This window comes from Altererythrobacter sp. B11 (assembly GCF_003569745.1).
Lineage (GTDB): Bacteria > Pseudomonadota > Alphaproteobacteria > Sphingomonadales > Sphingomonadaceae > Croceibacterium_C.
Genome location: NZ_AP018498.1, coordinates 2,512,376 through 2,530,540 on the forward strand (window position 1 = coordinate 2,512,376; position 18,165 = coordinate 2,530,540).

An 18,165-nucleotide genomic window follows, 5' to 3' on the forward strand; every position below is an offset into this window, starting at 1 on the left:
CAGGAGTGATCGAAATCCGAAATCTCAGCGGCGAGCCTCTCTCAATGCCTGCCAGCCGATCGCGAACAGCGCGATCATGACCAGGACTCCGAAGAGATAAGCCGGAGCGAGGGCGAGAAAACTGAATATATTCGCTTCACCAAAACGGTTGGCCGTGAAGTTAAGACCGCGGTTGGGCGCGAAGTTTCCGAAGAAATAGAACCCTGTATTGGACCAGCCATCGCATACCACGATGAGCCCCCAAATTCGGGCCCATTTGGGCGAAAAGGAGAGCAGAGGCAGGCAGAATGCAACTGCGATCACCATCAGGCCGTTCAACACCGGACCGGTATGGGCTCGGGCCCAGCCTTCAGCCGTCCCAGGAAGCTGGAAGCTCCAGTCAACACCGGGAAACACCGGAATGAGACCACCTATCAGGAACATCCAAAGGCCTAGTCCACCAACCAAGGCAGCGAATATCATGAGGACGCCATGTCCGATCATTCTCTTGCGAAGCGCTACGCGTTCATAGTCCGCTACCGGCGCGATGTCCGTCGCACCCGCTGTGGGCGCTGCCACCAGAGTTGCCATGACCTTCTCTCCTAGTCGTATCGTTTAGCTTGTACTTATGCTGCCCGGGCTACGGGCAGGACATGGAACTTGCCACCATGGAAGATGAGGGGCGGATTTTCATCGAAATAGGCGCTCTCGATAATACCGAAGAAGACAATGTGCGTACCTGCTTCGACAGATTTATCAACGCGGCACTCCAACGCCGCTAAAGCGCTCGAAAGGATGGGCAACCCGCGCTCGTCGCCCGCGATCCAGTCGCCATGACCGAAGCGTTCGTCGCCCTGAAGACCGCCTCTGCCTGCGAATATCTCGGCAACAGGCTGATGGTGTTCCGCCAGCAAGTTGACGGCGAAATGACCTGCTTCCTTGATCATCTGGCAGGTACCGGTGGCGGTGTTGACGCAGACCAGGATGGTCGGCGGCGCAGCGGAGACGGAACAGACGGCGGTGGCGGTGACGCCGCGACGTTCACCGTTGTGCGCGGTCGACACGATGCTCACGCCCGCAGCCAACCGGGACAGCGCCTGCTTAAACATTTGGTCGGGAACCATCGATTTATCCTCTCACTTCGGTGAGATTGCCCCCCAAAGGGGGGCAACCTATCACTTATTCTGCGGCGACAAGTTCCTCGGCATCGTTGGCGGGCGTGCCGAGCCGGGCCTGGATCCACGCCTGCACGCGCTCCGGGCTCGAAAAACAGTCCCACTGCTTCTCCGGGAAATTGAAGTTCTCCGTGAACTCATCGGCCAGTTTCGGATTCTGACTGACAGCCCCAATGAACTGGAGAAGATTGGGATCGAGGGTCGCGAGCGACGAAAGCATGTAGTTGGTCCAGCGCGTGGCGCTCAGCACGCGGTCGCGACGGCGGGCGTCGACCTTTTCCATGAAGCGCTCGTCGAGCACGTCATTGGCGACAATCTCTTCGCCCAGGATGATCGCCGCGTAAGAGGCCATGTTTGCCCCCTGCCCCAGGACCGGGTCGACGACGGCCTGCACATCGCCCAGCGCCACGGCGATCTTTCCGTTCGGCAGCTTGGCATAGCTGTTGCGCACAGTCGGCGTAACGCCACCCTGCAGAATGTCGAGCGGGCCATTGGCTAGATCGAACTCCTCGAGGTCAATACGCTCGTAGCAGGTTGGATAGTGCTTCTGGAGCTTCTCGAGCAGAAGTGCGATGAAGGCCTTGGGGTCGTCATCATATTTGGTCTTGGCGAGAATCTCGAGATCACCACCGATATGGTTCTCGATCACGAGCGCGTTGACCATGCCGTTGAAGGAGAGTGTCGGGATCTCGATCATCTCGCCGTGGCCGGGCGAGAAATACATTGTCACCGCACGGGTTTCGGGCTCGCGGATGCCTTTGAACAGGCCGACGCAGAGAGCGCGCTGCGGCCGATCGAACGGCGAGTAGGCCGGCTCGTGGGTGAACATTTGTCCAAACGGACCCTTGCCGGTGCAAACTACGAGGAGATCGAATTCATCGGCAATCGCGTCGAGGTCTTCGTGCGCGATCTGCCCATATTCGATGTCGCCGCCACGATCGATGAAGTCCTGCATGAGCTGGGGTTGATAAATGCGGTAATCGACCGCGCGGCTCGGCGCGACGAGGTCGCCATAGAACTGGAGCGGCTCGGGGGTGCCGATGTAATAATAATGCCCCTTGTAGCCGGCATCTGGCCAGTGGTTCACGCCCAGCTTGTCTTCGCGCTCTACGGTCACATGATGGTGCGCCACCGTGTTGAGCAGGCGCATGCCGGCATATTCTTCCGGGCGACGATCGGTGAACAGCTTAACCTCGACACCGTTCTTGAGAAGGTGCAGGCCCAGTTTGAGCCCCGCGGTGCCCGCGCCGATAATTCCGATCTTCTTGCTCATGCCATTCATCCTTTCCTGGGGTGAAGCTTTTCTTTTCTATTTATCGACCGAGCGGTCAGGCGTAAATGGTGCAAATCCACTAAGATATATGCGAAAGAGAATAAATGACTGATCGCATTGAAGCTTACGCCGCCTTTGCCCGCCTGATGGAATTGGGGAGTTTCTCCGCAGCCGGACGACAGCTTGGAATCTCCCAATCCACGGTCAGCAAACACGTTGCAGGCTTGGAAAACAGCCTTGGTGTTCAACTATTTACGAGAACCACACGGCGTATCAGTCCGACACCGGAGGCCGCTCGAATCTACGAACATGTGCAACATATGCTTGATGCCGTTGAGACCGCTCATGCTCTCGTCAAAGGCCAGCAACCCGAGGCCGCCGGACTTTTGCGGCTGGCCTTGCCCGAATCGCTGGGACGCACCCTCCTTTTCCCTCTGGTACGTTCATTCATGGCTGCCCATCCCTTGATTAGCGTCGATGCCGTGCTGAGCGACAATGTTAAGGACATCGTCGCGGAAGGACTGGAGCTTGCCGTTACCACGGCCGCGCCGACGGAAGGATCCCTGATCACTCGAACGCTTCGCGTATTTGAATGGGTGGTAGTGGCCTCGCCGGCCTATCTCGCCGCCTACGGCGCGCCCGAGAGCGCGATCGATTTGGAGGCCCATGAGATCGTTCGCTCCACCCGAAACGCCAGCGGCCGTCTGGAGTTCGATTCGGAAAATGGCCGACAGGTTGTGCAACTTTCGGGTCGTCTGTGTACTAACAGCGACGAGGCCGCCTACCAGGCTGCGGTGGCGGGTGACGGGATAGCCATCGTGCCATCCTGGCTGATTGCTGATGATGTCCGCGACAAGAAGATCAGGCGCCTGCTGCCGGATTATTATCTGCCGCCGATAACAGTGACGGTGATCTATCCGCAAACCCGCTTCTTGTCGCGACGGGCGCGCAGTTTCATCGACCATATTGCCGCCGCGGTCGCGAGCCAGCCCCGCGACCGTGCCCCGGTCCGTCGGTCTTTTCCATCCGTAATTAGCAGAACCGTGACCGACGGAGGTCAAGCCGACCGTTGATGCTCAGTGCGCGATGCACACGGACTTTACTTCGCTATATCCATCCAGCGAATGGATGCCGAAGTCGCGGCCGATCCCGGATTCCTTATAGCCTCCAAACGGCATATTGGGGTCGATCAGATTGTGGCAGTTGACCCAGACTGTGCCTGCCTTGATCCGCGGCACGTAGTCCATCGTCTTCTTGAGATCATTGGTCCACAAGGAAGCCGTGAGGCCCATCTCCGTGTCATTGGCCAGGCGGATCGCTTCGTCCTCGTCATCGAACGGCGTCACTGTCACCAGCGGCCCGAAGACTTCCTGCCTCGATATCGCCAGATGCGGCCCGGCACCGACAACGACGGTCGGCCGGATGTAGAAGCCGGCACGTTCCGGGCCGTCGCCGCCCGCGACGATCTCGGCGCCATCCTGGCGTGCGCGCGCCACATGCTCGAGGATCTTCGCACGGTGCTGGGCCGAAACGACCGGGTTGATTTGGGCTGCGGTATCGAGGCCGGGTCCCATTGTCATGCCGTCGACCGCTTCGGCGAGCGCCTTGATGAAGGGCTCGTAGATTGCGCGGGCAACGTAAAGGCGGGAGGATGCGGCGCAGACCTGCCCGTTATTGAAAAACCCTCCGAGGATGGCGCCCTGCACCGCCTGCTCGATCGGGGCATCCGCCAGGAAGATCGCGGGGTTTTTGCCGCCCAGCTCCAGCGACGTCCGCAGTAGCCGGTCCGACGCCGAGCGGGCGATCGCCTTGCCGGTAGCTGTAGAGCCGGTGAAGGTGATTTTAGCGACCAGCGGGTGGTCGACAAGTGCCTTGCCGGCCTTGCCGTCGCCGGTGATCACGTTGAGCACCCCGGCGGGAAGGCCCGCCTCTTTAGCCAGACTCGCAAGCCGCAGGCTCGTCAGAGGGGTGACCTCCGAAGGCTTGAGCACGACTGTGCAACCAGCCGCAAGCGCGGGCATGATCTTCCACAACCCGATCATCATGGGAAAATTCCAGGGCGCGATCGCCCCAACGACGCCGATGGGCTCGCGACGCGTGGACGCCGTGAAGCGCGCGCCGGGAATGGCGCCAATCGACACATCGAAGGTCTCGCCGGTGATCTTGGTGGTGAGCCCGGCCACATAGCGCATATAAGCCGGAGCACCGCCGACATCGACGAAACGCGAGATATTGATCGACTTGCCTTGGTTGAGCGTCTCGATCTGAGCGAGTTCCTCAGCATTGGATTCCACCAGATCCGCAAATCGCAGAAGCAGCCGCTCCCGCTCCGCGGGAGCAATGGCGGACCACACGCCGCTCTCAAACGCCTTATAGGCCGCGCGCACCGCCTGATCGACGTCATCAGTCGACGCATTGGCGACCGTGGCAATCGGCTCTCCGGTTGCCGGATCAAACACATTGATCCGTTCTTGGCTCGTTGCCGCCCGCCAGTCGCCATCGATGAACAGCCCATGATCATGACCAATGAATGCGGAGACCGCACCGAGCGGCGTCACATAGGATTGCGCAGTTGCCATGATAGTCTCTCCTTAAGCTGCATCTTTATCCGTGGATTTACCGATGCCCGGCGGCTCGATGGCACCGGGATGACCGACATCCGGCCACCATCGGCCAAATGGTCCCGCCGCATAGCGCCGGATGGCCGCGAGACCCGCCTCGCCGGTCTCGCGCAAATAGAAGATGGGTCCACCGCGATGACGGGGAAATCCATAACCATTGACATATACGACATCGACATCGCCCGGGCGCGCCGCGATTCCCTCTTTGACGATCTGCAAGCCTTCGGCAGCGGCTGCAAAGATGCACCGCTCGACGATTTCCTCCGGGTCGATGGAGCGCGGTGAAACGGCAAATTCCTTGCGCGCGGCCGCTACGATGTCAGCGACGTCGGCATTTTCGCCATCGACCTTGCCGCTCGCATATCGATAGAAACCAACGGCCGTTTTTCGGCCCAGGAACCCACATGAGACCAGGCCATCGTGCACGCGAAATGCCGCCGGCTCGTAAGCACCGGGCTCCATGGCCTGCCGGCCCTTATGGCCGATATCGATCCCGGACAGATCGGCGACCGCAAATGGCCCCATCGCCATGCCAAAGTCCGTAAGAGCTGTGTCGATCTGCGAAGGCGTTGCCCCCTCAAGCAGCAACAGCCCTGCCTCGCGATTATAGGCGCGGAGCATTCGGTTGCCGATGAAGCCGTGGCAGACACCTGCGACGACCGGAACCTTCCCCGTTCGACGAGCGAAAGCTAATGCGGTGGCCAATACCGTCGGATCGGTTTCCCGCCCGCGAACGATCTCCAGGAGTTTCATGACGTTGGCCGGGCTGAAATAGTGGAGCCCCAGGACCTGACTAGGTCGGCTCGTCACGGCCGCGATGGCGTCGATATCGAGATAGGAGGTATTTGTTGCAAGGATCGCGTCCGACCGCGCGATGGCATCAAGGCTCTTGAAGATGGCATCCTTGACATCCATCGTCTCGAAGGCTGCTTCGATGATAAGATCGGCATTCGCCAACAGGTCATAGCCCGTGGCGCCGGTGATGCTGTTACGGCGCTCGTCAGCCACGTCATTCGACAGACGATTTCGGGCTACGGCCTCGCCATAAGCTCTTGCGATGCGGTCCAGGCCGGCGCCGAGGGCGGCCTCCGTCTGTTCGACAAGGACGACCGGGATGCCGGCGTCTGCCACGCTCATTGCAATCCCCGCACCCATGGTGCCGGCGCCAATGACGCCGACGCGTTCAATAGAGCGCGGCGCTTCCGCCGGACCTTTTGCCGCTTCTCGTTCAGCGAAAAAGATGTGGCGTAAAGCTGCGGCCTGGGAGCCCGACCGCAGTTCGAGGAACCGCGCGCGCTCTTCAGCGACACCAACATCGTAGGGCGACTGCAGCGCTTTCGCGACGAGATCGATAGCGACACCTGGGGCGATGGCACCGCGGGATTTTTTCACGGTCTCCGCCTTCAACAGCGCCAGGTCCTCGATCGCATCGGGCGAGGGCTCCACATTCCGTTCCGACAAGCGCCGCTCATCCAGCGGCTGTCCCGCAAGGGACCGGGCGTGACCGAGGGCCGCGACGTCGATCGGCTGGTCGGCGATCCAGTCGATCAAGCCGGTCCGCAGCGCGCTCGCTGCATCGAGAGATTTGCCGGTGGCAACCATATCTGCGGCAAGCATTGGGTCGATCAGTCGCGGCAGACGCTGTGTCCCGCCGGCGCCTGGGACGATGCCGAGGGTCGTTTCGGGCAGCCCGAACCGCGCCCCCGCCTCGGCCAGTCGATAGTGGCAAGCAAGGGCGACCTCTAGGCCGCCGCCCAGTGCCTGCCCTGCGATCGCGGCGATGACAGGTTTTGCCGAAGCCTCGATGGTCTCGACCACCTCGGGAAGATGGGGCGGTTCGGGCGGTTTGCCGAACTCCCGAATGTCCGCGCCGGCAATGAAACTTGCACCGGCGCCTGTAAGGACGATGGCATCGACGTCATCGCTCGCACCGCGGGCGATCCCCTCGATCAGGCCGCGACGTTCGATTTTCGACAAGGCATTTACCGGAGGATTGTCGACCCTCAGAACAAGGATCCTGCCGATGATATCCTGATGAACGGGCATAGTGAATCAAGCGCCCAGCGTGTGGCCGGTCATGACCGTCAAGATCCCAGGCGCAAATGCGACCGCGTCAGCGCCAACGGCAGCATTTTCATCGCTTTTCATGGCGGTTTTGAAGCTGTCCGCATCAGCGAAATAGAGCTCAGCCAGGAGAAAATTGCCCTCCTCGCCCATCAATGTGCGGTCAATCCGCGTGACTTCAGTCTTCAACAGCCCGGGTATCTTATCGACCAACGGCAGATGGACGGAATCATAGTGAGCGAAGAATGCCGTCTCATCGGCCGGAATTTTATAGAGCGCCATCAGCTTATGCATGGTCCGGATTCTCCTGGGGAAATTACGCCTTAGGCCGCAAGTCGAGCACCCGCGTGGCCTTGCCACCGGATCGCACGAGCGAACCTGCCGGTTGGATATCGACCGCGACCGTGATGCCGATCATGGTCTTGATCCGTTCGGCGAGGCGCTTGCCATCACGCGCGCATTCGTTGTCGCCGATGCCCGCCCGCCCTTCGACAAGCAGTTTCACCTGATCCATCCGGCTCGGGCGTGTAATCTCGATCAGATAGTGGGGAGCAAGCGCAGCGCAGTTGAGAATATGTTCCTCGATCTGTGTCGGAAACACATTCACCCCCCGAATGATCATCATGTCGTCGGATCGACCGGTGATTTTTGCCATACGGCGCATCGTGCGCGATGTGCCCGGCAGGAGGCGGGTGAGATCACGCGTACGATAGCGGATGACGGGCATAGCCTCCTTGGTGAGGGAGGTGAAGACAAGCTCACCCTCCTCCCCGTCAGGGACGACCTGGCCCGTCGTCGGATCGATGATCTCCGGGTAGAAATGGTCCTCCCAGATCGTGGGACCGTCCTTTGACTCAGCACACTCCTGCGCTACGCCCGGTCCCATGATTTCTGACAGGCCGTAGATGTCCACCGCGCTGATGTTGAACGCCTGCTCAATCTCGGCGCGCATCGCTTCTGTCCACGGCTCAGCCCCGAAAATGCCGGTCTTGAGCGAAGTGGTTGCAGGATCGATGCCCTGTCGCCGGAACTCATCGAGGATCGACAGCATATAGCTGGGCGTCACCATGATCAGATCGGGGCGAAAGTCGCCGATCAGCTGGACCTGTTTTTCGGTCTGCCCTCCTGACATCGGAATAACGGCGCAACCGAGGGCCTCGGCGCCATAATGGGCACCAAGGCCGCCGGTGAAAAGCCCATAGCCATAGGCGATGTGGACCTTCATTCCCGGCCGTCCGCCGGCCGCATGGATCGAGCGCGCGACGACGCCGGACCAGATTTCGATATCTCGCCGGGTATAACCTACGACCGTGGGTCTGCCGGTTGTTCCTGAGGACGCGTGGATTCGCGAAAGTCTTTCCTGCGGAACGGCGAAAAATCCGAACGGATAGGCGTCGCGCAAATCGGCTTTGGTCGTAAACGGGAAGCGGGCAAGATCCTCGAGCGAGTGAAGGTCATCGGGATGAACGCCTGCGGCATCGAATTTCGCGCGATAGCGCGGATTTCCTTCATAGGCATGACGCACCGACCAGCGAAGTCGCTCGAGCTGAAGCGCGCGCAGCTCGTCGACAGAAGCGGTCTCAATAGGTTCAAGTGCAAGCGCGGTGGCCATTTTTCCTCTCCTTCTTCTCGGCGCTCAGACCGCGTTCATCGTCAGCAGATCATAGGTCGCAACCAGTTCGTCGTCCTGGTTCGTGACATCGACGTGCCAGCGAACCTCGCCCATCTCCGGGGTCTTGAGCGACTTGGATTTGGCCGTCAGGACAGCCTTCATGCTGTCCCCCGGCTTCAGGGGTTTGACGAAACGCAGCCCCTCGAGCCCGTAGTTGGCGAGCACCGGTCCGGGTGCGGGATCGACGAACAGGCCCGCAGCGAACGACAGAATGAGATAACCATGCGCCACGCGTCCGCCGAAGATCGGGCTTTTCGATGCCGCTTCCTCATCCATGTGCGCGTAGAAGGTGTCGCCCGTGAAGTGTGCGAAATGCTCGATGTCGTCGAGCGACACCGTCCTCGCCGCGGTTCGGATGCCGTAGCCCGGCTCGATCTCGCCAAATGTCAGCCGGAATGGATGGCGATCTCCTTCGACCGTCGGCGCGCCCGGCAGTTGCTGATGGATGGCTTGGGACAGCAGCGCCGGGCTGCCCTGCAGCGCGGTGCGCTGCATATAATGTTTTACGCCGCGAATGCCGCCCATTTCCTCGCCGCCGCCAGCCCGGCCAGGGCCACCGTGGACGAGGACAGGGAGGGGCGATCCGTGCCCGGTCGACTCTTTGGCGCAGTCCCGATCAAGGAAAAGGATGCGGCCATGCCAAGCGCCGCCGGCCAGGATCACGTCTTGAGCCACGGCGGGGTCGTGGGTCACGACCGAGAGCGCGAGCGAGCCCATGCCGCGATTTGCCAACGCAATCGCATCGTCGATACCGTCATAGGGCATCAGCGTCGAAACCGGGCCGAAGGCCTCGACTTCGTGGATGGCGGTAGCCTCCCAGGGCGTATCGGTTCGCAGCAGGATGGGCGAGATGAAGGCGCCTCCACCCAAGCCTTCGCCCGCAAGAGCAACCTCGTCGGGGTTTCCGAAGACGATTGGCGCCACCTTTGCCAGCTCGGCGATTCTTGAACGTACGTCGAGTAACTGGCCGCGACTGGCGAGAGCGCCCATCCGCACAGTTTCATCGCGCGGGTCGCCGACCTTGATCTTGGCGAGCCGCGCAGACAACGCTTCTTGCGCGGCGTCGATCAGGTTGGCGGGGACAAGGGCGCGGCGGATGGCGGTGCATTTCTGCCCAGCCTTCACTGTCATTTCCTTTGCCACTTCCTTGACGAACAAATCGAACTCGGGCGTGTCGGGTGTCGCGTCGGGACCGAGGATGGACGCGTTGAGAGAATCCCGCTCGGCCGTGAAACGTACCGACTCGCGTGCGATCACGGGGTGGCTTTGCAGTAGCATGGCCGTACGCGCCGAGCCGGTGAAGGCGACGACATCCTGAGCGGTCAGATACTCGAACAGGTCGCCGGTTTTGCCCGAGATGAGCTGCAGAGCGCCCGTAGGAAGAACGCCGGATTCAATCATGATCCGGAAGGCTGCCTCGGCGATATAACCCGTTGATTGGGCGGGCTTGACGATGGCCGGCACGCCGGCGAGCAGTGTGGGCCCGAGTTTCTCGAGCATTCCCCAGATCGGGAAATTGAAGGCGTTGATGTGAACGGCAACGCCCTGCAGTGACGTATAGACATGCTGCCCGACGAACGTCCCGGCGCGACCGAGCAATTCCGTGTCACCGTCGATCAGCAGCCGCTCATTCGGGAGTTCGCGCCGCCCCTTGGACGCATAGGCGAACAGCGTCCCTGCCCCGCCCTCGATGTCGATCCAGCTGTCCGAACGTGTCGCCCCGCTCGGGTAGGAAAGCTCGTAAAGCTCTTCCTTTCGCGCCATGACCGCCTGCGCCAGCGCCTTGAGCATCGCCGCGCGCTCATGGAAGGTCATTGCGCGCAGGGCGGGGCCACCGGTTGCCCGTGCAAAACGGAGCATGGCGCTGAAATCGATCCCGTCGCTCCCGACCTCGGCGACGACCTCGCCCGTGACGGCGGAAGCGACGGCTTCGAGGCCAGTCGAACTTGTGTACCAATGCCCTTCGGCGAAACTCTGAACGGCGCGAACGGTCATGACTCGAACTCCTTCTTGACCGTCAACGGCCCGTAAATGTTGGTTTGCGCTTTGCCGAAAAGGCCGCCACGCCCTCCGCATAGTCGTGGCTTTTGCCCAGGCGGCGCATGAGATCGCGCTCGTCGTCGAGCGCGGCATCGAGCGATTTCAGCGAGGATTCCCGCAGGGCTCGCTTGGTCGCGGCCAACCCCGAGGTAGGGCCGTTCGCAAAACGTTCGGCGAGGGTAGCGACTTCGGCGTCCAAGGCGTCGTCATCGACGCAGCGCCAGATGAGACCCCAGGCCTCAGCCTGCGCGGCTGAGAGCGGATCGCCGGTAAGCGCCAAACCCAGCGCACGGGCCTGCCCTACCAGCCGCGGCAGAACCCAGGTTCCACCCGAATCCGGAATGAGGCCGATATTGGCGAAGGACTGAATGAATTTGGCGCTGCGTGCTGCAATGACGATATCGCATGCCAATGCGATATTGGCGCCTGCGCCTGCCGCAACGCCGTTGACCGCGCAAATCACCGGCATGGGCAGGCCAGCGATGGTCCGGATCAGGGGTGCATAAAACCGCTCGACCGAGTCGCCCAGATCTACAGGCTCCGATCCGGGCGCAACAGCGCGGTCGCCCAGATCCTGCCCCGCGCAAAACCCTCGTCCCGCGCCGGTCAGCACCAGCGTTCGTATCGTATCGTCGCTGGCAACGATCCCCAAGGCGTCCGCAACCTCCTCATGCATTTGCACGGTGAAGCTGTTGAGGCGCTCGGGCCGGTTAAGCGTAAGGCGCGCGAGACCGTTCTGCGCTTCGAAAAGGATAGTTTGATAAGCCATGCATCCTCCGGCGGACATGCCGTCCTTAATTCATAGAATGGCCGGTCGAACAATTATTGGCAAGTCCCATTTGCATCGCTACGATGGAATCATGTTGAGCCGATGCCACACCCCTAAATCTCCCGCCGAATTGCTTGCCTGGCGCGTCGCGGTGCATCTGCTGTCGAAAGAGGGCACGGGCGCTGCCTGGGCGTTGACGCTTGAGGCCGCCGATGAGGGCATGAGCCGGGTTTCCATGCTGCTGACGCCCGCGATGCTGAACGGCCTTGGCACGGCTCATGGGGGAATGATTTTCTCGCTTGCCGACTCGGCGTTCGCCTACGCCTGTAATTCCCGCAACATCGCCGCCGTCGCGCAAAGCTGCGCCATCGCCTTTATCGATGCCGGACGTCCCGGCGAGCGACTCGTGGCCGAAGCGCACGAGATCGCGCTGCGTGGCCGGACGGGAAGCTACGTGATCACCGTAACGGGCGAGGACGGCCGCGTCGTCGCCACCATGCAGGGCCTCAGCCGATCACTTGGCAGGCCCGTAATCGAAGGACTGCATTTCAATGACTGACGCATTCATCTGTGACGCGGCCAGAACGCCGATCGGCCGATATGGTGGCGCTTTGGCGCAGGTTCGCGCCGATGACCTGGCTGCCATTCCGATTCGCGCGCTCAAGGAGCGTAATCCGCAGATCGACTGGAACGCCGTTGACGACGTCGTATTGGGCTGCGCCAATCAGGCTGGCGAAGACAATCGTGACGTTGCACGGATGGCAGCGCTCCTGGCCGGCCTCGGCGAAGGCGCTCCCGGCACCACGCTCAATCGTTTGTGTGGTTCAGGGCTCGATGCTGTCGCCTATGCCGCGCGTGCAATCCGGGCCGGCGAAGCCGACCTGATCGTCGCCGGCGGCGTCGAAAGCATGACGCGGGCGCCGTTCGTCAGCGGAAAAGCGCAAAGCGCTTATGCGCGCGAAGCGCAGATTTTCGACACGACCATAGGCTGGCGCTTCATCAACCCGCTGATGAAATCGCAATATGGTGTCGATTCTATGCCGGAGACTGCGCAGAATGTTGCGGACGATTTTCAGGTCTCGCGGGAGGACCAGGATCGGTTCGCCGTCGAAAGTCAAGCGCGCGCCGCGCGCGCGCAGGAAAACGGCCGACTCGCCCGGGAGATCGTTCCGGTGATCATCCCGCAAAAGAAGGGGGATGCGCTTGTGGTCGATCGCGATGAACATCCACGCGCGACAAGCATGGAGGCGTTGGCCAAGCTCAAACCCATCGTCCGCCCTGACGGCAGCGTGACCGCCGGGAATGCAAGCGGCGTCAATGACGGCGCGGCTGCACTACTGATCGCTTCTAAGGACGGTGTGCAGAAATATGGGCTCACACCGACTGCCCGCATCGTCGGCATGGCCGTAGTGGGGGTCCCTCCCCGGATCATGGGAATCGGACCAGCGCCCGCGACCAAGCGTCTCCTCGAGCGGACGGGAATAGCGTTGAAGGATATCGATGTCATCGAGCTCAACGAGGCGTTTGCCTCTCAGGGCCTCGCCGTGCTGCGACAGCTCGGCCTTCCCGACAATTCGGACCATGTCAACGCGAATGGCGGAGCAATTGCACTGGGGCATCCATTGGGGATGTCGGGCGCCCGCTTGGCGCAGTCGGCGGCGATAGAATTGGCGGATAAGGGCGCACGTTACGCGTTGTGCACCATGTGCATCGGCGTGGGTCAGGGCATTGCCATGCTACTCGCGCAACCTTGATCCAACTTATTAGTTGACCGAGTGGTCGATTAATAATATGCCGTTGCTCAAGGAGAACCCAAGCCATGTATACGACCGAATTGCAGAGGGCCGATCCCACCGTTCGTAGTGTTGAGTCGGCGGAACTGACGGCTGCTTTCGAAGCGCGGGTTGCGGCGGACGAATTCATCGAGCCCAAGGACTGGATGCCCGAAGCCTACCGGCGAACATTGATCCGTCAGATCTCACAGCACGCCCATAGCGAAATCGTGGGAATGTTGCCGGAGGGCAACTGGATCACCCGCGCTCCCTCACTGCGTCGTAAAGCCATCCTCCTCGCCAAGGTGCAGGACGAGGGCGGCCATGGCCTCTATCTTTATTCGGCCGCCGAGACACTGGGGGCAAGTCGCGCGGAGATGATCGATGCGCTCCATTCGGGGAAGGCGAAGTATAGCACGATCTTCAACTATCCCACGCCGACCTGGGCCGACATCGGCGCGATCGGGTGGCTGGTCGATGGCGCTGCGATCATGAACCAGGTTCCGCTCCAGCGGACCTCTTATGGCCCCTACGCTCGTGCCATGGTGCGGGTCTGCAAAGAGGAAAGCTTCCATCAGCGGCAGGGCTATGAAATCATGATGACGCTTGCGGCAGGTACGCCTGCACAGCGCCGCATGGCGCAAGACGCTCTCGACCGCTGGTGGTGGCCGGCCTTGATGATGTTCGGGCCGCCCGACGATCAGTCCCCGAATTCCGAACAATCGATGCGCTGGCGCATCAAGCGCGACACCAATGACGAACTGCGGCAGAAGTTCGTGGACGCGACGGTTCCGCAGGCGGAACTGATCGGTCTCACGATTCCGGATGCTGATCTCCGGTGGAACGAAGCGCGCGGCGCCTATGATTTCGGCGCCATCGAATGGGAGGAGTTCTTCGCCGTTGTTCGCGGCGAGGGCCCTTGCGCGAAGGAGCGCATCGAGGCGCGACGCAAGGCATGGGACGACGGTGCCTGGGTGCGTGATGCCGCCGACGCGCATGAAGTGAAGCGGCGCCAGCGCCTCGCAGCCTGATTGGAACACGATAATGAGTAATGACTGGCCTCTCTGGGAGGTTTTCGTTCGCGCGCGTGGCGGATTGTCCCATAAACATGTCGGTTCGGTGCATGCACCGGACGCCGAACTGGCTTTGCGCCATGCTCGAGACACCTATACCCGCCGTATGGAGGGGGTGAGCATCTGGACGGTGCGCTCGACCGACATTGTCGCATCCGATCCGGCTCAAGCGGGGCCCCTCTTCGCGCCGGCCGAGGACAAGGTCTATCGGCACCCGACTTTTTATGATCTGCCCGACGCTGTGAGGCATATGTGATGGACGACGCTGTGATCGCGCGCGAGGTGCACGCGGCCTACCTTGTCGGATTGGGCGATGACGCACTGATCCTGGGCCAGCGCCTCTCTGAATGGTGCGGGCATGCGCCCTCGGTCGAGGTCGACCTGTCGCTTGCCAATCTTGGCCTCGATCTGATCGGCCAAGGGACATTGTTGTTGTCGCGTGCGGCGGAGATCGAAAATGCGGGGCGGGATGCCGACGCCCTCGCCTTCCACCGGGACGAGCTCGACTTTCGCAACTGCCTGCTGGTCGAGCAACCCAATGGGGACTTTGCGCGCACGATGGCGCGGCAATTCCTTTTCTCGACGTTCCAGAACCTGTTCTATGGCGCATTGACCGCGTCCGCGGACGGTGAGCTTGCCGCGATCGCTGCAAAGGCGGTCAAAGAGACCGACTATCATGCCGGCCTCGCGCGCGAATGGGTTATTCGCCTGGGCGACGGCACGGAGGAAAGTCGTCGGCGCATGACCGACGGACTCGATTGGAACTGGCGCTTTGTCGACGAGCTGTTCACGAACGATCCGGTGGACGAAGCGATGATCGAGGCGGATATCGGCGTCGACCGCGGCGCGCTTCGTACGCCGTTCGACATCATCGTGGCACAAACCCTGGCGGAGGCCACATTGGACGCGCCGGCGCAGCACCGTCCCGTCAGTGGCGGCCGGCAGGGAAAGCATAGCGAACATCTCGGTCATCTGCTTGCCGTCATGCAGCATATTCCACGCAGCTTCCCCGATGCGCGCTGGTGACAACCCACAGGCGAGCTTCGAAGACCGGGTGCTCGACGTCCTCTCCGATGTACCCGATCCCGAGATCCCCGTGATCTCGGTGGTCGACCTCGGCATCGTCCGGTCGGTCGAATGTATGCCGCCGACGGTACTGCTGACGCCTACATATAGCGGTTGCCCCGCCACCCTCGTGATCGAGCAGGCCGTACGAACCGCCCTCGACGGCGCCGGTTTCCATGACGTTGGTATCCGGACGGTGCTATCGCCGCCGTGGACGACCGACTGGATCAGCGATGCCGGACGGGAAAAGCTCAGGGCCTATGGCATCGCACCGCCGCCGCGGGGCGCGGCGATGTCCTCCTTGCGCAACAAGGAGGCTGCTGCTTGTCCGAGATGCGGATCGACCGAAACACATGAAGTCAGCCGCTTCGGGTCGACCCCGTGCAAGGCGCTGTGGCAGTGCGAAAGCTGCCTCGAGCCGTTCGACCGCTTCAAATGCCATTGAGGAGAGACCCTTGTCCGCCGCATTCCACGAATTGACCGTCGCCGAGATCAGGCGCGAGACCGAGGACGCGGTCGCCGTGCGCCTGACTTTGCCCGCCGATTGCGGCGAAGCATTTGCGTTCACCCCGGGACAACATCTCACCTTGCGACGCCTCTTTGAAAATGACGACGTGCGACGTAACTATTCGATCTGCGCCGCGCCCGGCGAAGGTGAATTGTGGGTCGCTATCAAGCAGGTTCCCGGAGGACAATTCTCGTCCTGGGCAAACAGCAACCTCAAACAAGGCGACTTGCTCGAAGCCATGCCTCCGCATGGCAGCTTCACCTGGAAGTTCACGTCCGCCCGCCGAGCGCAATATCTCGGCATTGCCGCTGGCTCCGGTATCACGCCGATCCTGTCACTGATCAAGACGATGCTGGCAGAGGAGCCCGATAGTAGCTTCACATTGCTCTACGGTAATCGCCACAGCGGCTCAGTGATGTTTCTGGAGGAACTTGCCGCGCTCAAGAACAGGAATATGGGTCGCCTCCAGATCCATCACTTTCTGAGCGGCGAGGAAGAAGATATTGACCTGTTTAACGGTCGACTTGATGCGGCAAAGCTGGTCGACATTTTTGAGCGTCTGGTTGATCCTTCGACGATCGAGGCGGCATTTCTGTGTGGCCCGGGCGCGATGATGGACGCGGCGCAGGCAGCGCTCCTTGCTAAGGGCGTTCTCGCGTCCGCGATCCTGGCCGAACGTTTCACGGCGGACAGGCCTACAGGCAACGCGGAACAGCGCGCGGCTATGGAGCGCCAGTCGCAGGGCCGGACGGTCAGCGTTACGCTCGATGGACGCAAACGGTCGATCAGTTTCGATAGCGCCCGCGGGAGCATCCTCGAAAATGCGCGCGCCGCTGGCATGCCCGCTCCCTATGCCTGCAAGGCCGGCGTCTGTGCTACGTGCCGCGCCAAGCTCGTGACGGGCGACGTTCATATGGAAGCGAATTACGGTCTTTCACCCGATGAGATCGCCCAGGGCTATATCCTCACCTGCCAGGCCATGCCGCTTACCGACGATGTCTCAGTGAACTTCGACGCCTGACCATCTGCTTGGCCTCGCGCGCGCCCTCTGGCATAGGTCGGTGTGAATTTGGCTTTGGAGACATATGCGTGGCGAGGACACAAGCGGCAGATTATGACGACCGGCGCGAAGCGATCGTCGAAATAGCCGCGCGGCTGTACGGTGAAACGGGATTTCTGGGAAGCTCGATCGCAGATCTTGCCAGAGCGTCGGGAATTTCCAAGTCGCTCCTCTATCATTATTTCTCGTCCAAGGAGGACATCCTCTTCGAGATCATGATCGGCCATGTTGAGGCGCTGCGCGCTGCCGCTGATGATGTTTCGGGCCTGCCAGATTCAGCCGACCGCCTGAAGGCCCTGACGCACGGGTTCATGAAGCTCTACGCCAACGCGTCCGATCGACACAAGGTGCTCATCAATGATCTCGGCAAACTACCGATCGAGCGACGCTCGGCTATCATAGAGGCGGAAAGAAGGCTCCTCGATATTGTCGACAAGATCATAGCCGAACGCGCTAGCACACTTAGGGAAAATAAGGGGAAACGGCGTGCGCTAACCATGTTGTATTTCGGCATGATCAACTGGACCCACACATGGTTTGACCCTACCGGCCCGATCAACGGCGACGAACTTGCAGATATGGTCGTCGATCTTTTTCTGAAGGGTCTGCCAAATTGACCAGAAGAGAATTGCGAAAGTGCAAGGATGCGGCCGCTCCGCTGCTGGGCGTACCCGCCTCATCAGCCTCTGGAGGAGCATCCGCCGGGAGAGTGAGCAATGGCACCAGAAGCGTTTGTGCTGGAGCGTGATGCCCAGCAACGTATTATAGTTGCTACGGTTCGAGGCTTCTGGTCCCCCGCAACTGCAGACGACTATGTCGAAGCGATGGGGACCTTGATGGCGCAGGATCGCCAGAGCTACGGTCGAGCAAAGGCGCTAATCGACCGACGCTTATCCGTCGTGCAAACCTCAGAAACAGTGGAGCGACTGCGGTTCGGTGCTGCCAGAATATGCCAACCAGCGGATCGAATGGCGATAGTAGTTGAGTCGGCGCTGTTGAAGACTCAAATACTTCGGTCCTACGATCCGGGTAATGTGAACGTGTTCCTCTCAATGGAAAATGCGCGTGAATGGCTCTCCATCACCTGATATTAG

The 18,165-nt window shown here is 61.0% G+C and carries 19 protein-coding genes; 10 read left to right on the forward strand and 9 right to left on the reverse strand.

Annotated features, from left to right (window positions below; translation table 11 throughout):
• Positions 1–24: 24 nt before the first annotated feature.
• Genes styC through styA form a run of 3 tightly spaced genes read right to left on the reverse strand, consistent with a single transcriptional unit; the run spans position 25 to position 2,427 of the window.
• A complete protein-coding gene (gene styC / locus AEB_RS12055) occupies positions 25–570 on the reverse strand; it encodes a styrene-oxide isomerase StyC (protein WP_231958699.1) in 546 nt (181 codons plus the stop codon).
• A gap of 35 nt (positions 571–605) precedes the next feature.
• Positions 606–1,103, reverse strand: a complete 498-nt coding sequence (locus AEB_RS12060) for a flavin reductase family protein (RefSeq protein WP_119083380.1) — start codon at positions 1,101–1,103, stop codon at positions 606–608.
• Positions 1,104–1,158: 55 nt separating this feature from the next.
• Positions 1,159–2,427 carry a styrene monooxygenase subunit StyA gene (styA, locus tag AEB_RS12065; RefSeq protein WP_119084612.1) on the reverse strand — a complete coding sequence of 423 codons (1,269 nt, stop codon included), beginning with the start codon at positions 2,425–2,427 and terminating at the stop codon, positions 1,159–1,161.
• A 104-nt stretch (positions 2,428–2,531) separates the two neighbouring features.
• Here styA and AEB_RS12070 point away from each other — a divergent pair, with 104 nt between their 5' ends.
• Entirely contained in the window at positions 2,532–3,500 is a 969-nt protein-coding gene (locus tag AEB_RS12070; RefSeq protein ID WP_119083381.1) for a LysR family transcriptional regulator, read from the forward strand.
• A gap of 3 nt (positions 3,501–3,503) precedes the next feature.
• Here the strand turns inward: AEB_RS12070 and AEB_RS12075 are convergent, their stop codons facing one another.
• Genes AEB_RS12075 through paaG form a run of 6 tightly spaced genes read right to left on the reverse strand, consistent with a single transcriptional unit; the run spans position 3,504 to position 11,593 of the window.
• Positions 3,504–5,006, reverse strand: coding sequence for an aldehyde dehydrogenase family protein (locus AEB_RS12075; protein ID WP_119083382.1), 1,503 nt, complete (start codon positions 5,004–5,006; stop codon positions 3,504–3,506).
• Between the two features lie 12 nt (positions 5,007–5,018).
• On the reverse strand, positions 5,019–7,094 hold the full coding sequence (locus tag AEB_RS12080; protein WP_119083383.1) for a 3-hydroxyacyl-CoA dehydrogenase NAD-binding domain-containing protein: 2,076 nt from the start codon (positions 7,092–7,094) through the stop codon (positions 5,019–5,021).
• Positions 7,095–7,100: 6 nt separating this feature from the next.
• Positions 7,101–7,406, reverse strand: a complete 306-nt coding sequence (locus tag AEB_RS12085) for an EthD family reductase (protein WP_119083384.1) — start codon at positions 7,404–7,406, stop codon at positions 7,101–7,103.
• Positions 7,407–7,428: 22 nt separating this feature from the next.
• Complete coding sequence (paaK, locus tag AEB_RS12090) at positions 7,429–8,724, reverse strand: phenylacetate--CoA ligase PaaK (RefSeq protein ID WP_119083385.1); 1,296 nt, start codon at positions 8,722–8,724, stop codon at positions 7,429–7,431.
• Between the two features lie 24 nt (positions 8,725–8,748).
• Positions 8,749–10,779, reverse strand: a complete 2,031-nt coding sequence (paaZ, locus tag AEB_RS12095; RefSeq protein WP_119083386.1) for a phenylacetic acid degradation bifunctional protein PaaZ — start codon at positions 10,777–10,779, stop codon at positions 8,749–8,751.
• Between the two features lie 22 nt (positions 10,780–10,801).
• The gene (paaG, locus tag AEB_RS12100; RefSeq protein WP_119083387.1) at positions 10,802–11,593 is read right to left on the reverse strand and encodes a 2-(1,2-epoxy-1,2-dihydrophenyl)acetyl-CoA isomerase PaaG; all 792 of its coding nucleotides are present in this window, start codon (positions 11,591–11,593) and stop codon (positions 10,802–10,804) included.
• A 37-nt stretch (positions 11,594–11,630) separates the two neighbouring features.
• Between paaG and paaI the strand changes: the two genes are divergently transcribed.
• From paaI to AEB_RS12145, 9 genes are all read left to right on the forward strand, one after another.
• Complete coding sequence (gene paaI / locus AEB_RS12105) at positions 11,631–12,152, forward strand: hydroxyphenylacetyl-CoA thioesterase PaaI (RefSeq protein ID WP_231958700.1); 522 nt, start codon at positions 11,631–11,633, stop codon at positions 12,150–12,152.
• On the forward strand, positions 12,145–13,347 hold the full coding sequence (gene pcaF, locus AEB_RS12110; RefSeq protein ID WP_119083388.1) for a 3-oxoadipyl-CoA thiolase: 1,203 nt from the start codon (positions 12,145–12,147) through the stop codon (positions 13,345–13,347). The genes paaI and pcaF overlap by 8 nt, the downstream gene beginning before the upstream one ends.
• Before the next feature lie 65 nt (positions 13,348–13,412).
• The gene (gene paaA / locus AEB_RS12115) at positions 13,413–14,396 is read left to right on the forward strand and encodes a 1,2-phenylacetyl-CoA epoxidase subunit PaaA (protein ID WP_119083389.1); all 984 of its coding nucleotides are present in this window, start codon (positions 13,413–13,415) and stop codon (positions 14,394–14,396) included.
• A 13-nt stretch (positions 14,397–14,409) separates the two neighbouring features.
• Positions 14,410–14,694 carry a 1,2-phenylacetyl-CoA epoxidase subunit PaaB gene (gene paaB, locus AEB_RS12120; protein ID WP_021224670.1) on the forward strand — a complete coding sequence of 95 codons (285 nt, stop codon included), beginning with the start codon at positions 14,410–14,412 and terminating at the stop codon, positions 14,692–14,694.
• Positions 14,694–15,464: a 1,2-phenylacetyl-CoA epoxidase subunit PaaC gene (gene paaC, locus AEB_RS12125; protein ID WP_119083390.1), complete on the forward strand. Its 771-nt coding sequence runs from the start codon at positions 14,694–14,696 to the stop codon at positions 15,462–15,464. The genes paaB and paaC overlap by 1 nt, the downstream gene beginning before the upstream one ends.
• Positions 15,451–15,948 carry a 1,2-phenylacetyl-CoA epoxidase subunit PaaD gene (paaD, locus tag AEB_RS12130; protein ID WP_119083391.1) on the forward strand — a complete coding sequence of 166 codons (498 nt, stop codon included), beginning with the start codon at positions 15,451–15,453 and terminating at the stop codon, positions 15,946–15,948. Before paaC ends, paaD begins: the two co-directional genes overlap by 14 nt.
• A 10-nt stretch (positions 15,949–15,958) precedes the next feature.
• Positions 15,959–17,032 carry a 1,2-phenylacetyl-CoA epoxidase subunit PaaE gene (gene paaE, locus AEB_RS12135; RefSeq protein ID WP_119083392.1) on the forward strand — a complete coding sequence of 358 codons (1,074 nt, stop codon included), beginning with the start codon at positions 15,959–15,961 and terminating at the stop codon, positions 17,030–17,032.
• A gap of 68 nt (positions 17,033–17,100) precedes the next feature.
• The gene (locus AEB_RS12140) at positions 17,101–17,688 is read left to right on the forward strand and encodes a TetR/AcrR family transcriptional regulator (protein ID WP_119083393.1); all 588 of its coding nucleotides are present in this window, start codon (positions 17,101–17,103) and stop codon (positions 17,686–17,688) included.
• Between the two features lie 99 nt (positions 17,689–17,787).
• The gene (locus AEB_RS12145; protein ID WP_119083394.1) at positions 17,788–18,159 is read left to right on the forward strand and encodes an STAS/SEC14 domain-containing protein; all 372 of its coding nucleotides are present in this window, start codon (positions 17,788–17,790) and stop codon (positions 18,157–18,159) included.
• Positions 18,160–18,165: the final 6 nt, after the last annotated feature.

Excerpts from the sequence above, each read along its gene's own strand:
- AEB_RS12085 (WP_119083384.1), bottom strand. The coding sequence starts at position 7,406 with ATGCATAAGCTGATGGCGCTCTATAAAATTCCGGCCGATGAGACGGCA.
- AEB_RS12070 (WP_119083381.1), top strand. The coding sequence starts at position 2,532 with ATGACTGATCGCATTGAAGCTTACGCCGCCTTTGCCCGCCTGATGGAA.
- paaZ (WP_119083386.1), bottom strand. The coding sequence starts at position 10,779 with ATGACCGTTCGCGCCGTTCAGAGTTTCGCCGAAGGGCATTGGTACACA.
- paaC (WP_119083390.1), top strand. The coding sequence starts at position 14,694 with ATGGACGACGCTGTGATCGCGCGCGAGGTGCACGCGGCCTACCTTGTC.
- paaD (WP_119083391.1), top strand. The coding sequence starts at position 15,451 with ATGCGCGCTGGTGACAACCCACAGGCGAGCTTCGAAGACCGGGTGCTC.
- paaI (WP_231958700.1), top strand. The coding sequence starts at position 11,631 with ATGGCCGGTCGAACAATTATTGGCAAGTCCCATTTGCATCGCTACGAT.
- styA (WP_119084612.1), bottom strand. The coding sequence starts at position 2,427 with ATGAGCAAGAAGATCGGAATTATCGGCGCGGGCACCGCGGGGCTCAAA.
- AEB_RS12145 (WP_119083394.1), top strand. The coding sequence starts at position 17,788 with ATGGCACCAGAAGCGTTTGTGCTGGAGCGTGATGCCCAGCAACGTATT.
- paaG (WP_119083387.1), bottom strand. The coding sequence starts at position 11,593 with ATGGCTTATCAAACTATCCTTTTCGAAGCGCAGAACGGTCTCGCGCGC.
- paaK (WP_119083385.1), bottom strand. The coding sequence starts at position 8,724 with ATGGCCACCGCGCTTGCACTTGAACCTATTGAGACCGCTTCTGTCGAC.
- styC (WP_231958699.1), bottom strand. The coding sequence starts at position 570 with ATGGCAACTCTGGTGGCAGCGCCCACAGCGGGTGCGACGGACATCGCG.
- paaB (WP_021224670.1), top strand. The coding sequence starts at position 14,410 with ATGAGTAATGACTGGCCTCTCTGGGAGGTTTTCGTTCGCGCGCGTGGC.
- pcaF (WP_119083388.1), top strand. The coding sequence starts at position 12,145 with ATGACTGACGCATTCATCTGTGACGCGGCCAGAACGCCGATCGGCCGA.
- AEB_RS12060 (WP_119083380.1), bottom strand. The coding sequence starts at position 1,103 with ATGGTTCCCGACCAAATGTTTAAGCAGGCGCTGTCCCGGTTGGCTGCG.
- AEB_RS12075 (WP_119083382.1), bottom strand. The coding sequence starts at position 5,006 with ATGGCAACTGCGCAATCCTATGTGACGCCGCTCGGTGCGGTCTCCGCA.
- AEB_RS12080 (WP_119083383.1), bottom strand. The coding sequence starts at position 7,094 with ATGCCCGTTCATCAGGATATCATCGGCAGGATCCTTGTTCTGAGGGTC.
- paaA (WP_119083389.1), top strand. The coding sequence starts at position 13,413 with ATGTATACGACCGAATTGCAGAGGGCCGATCCCACCGTTCGTAGTGTT.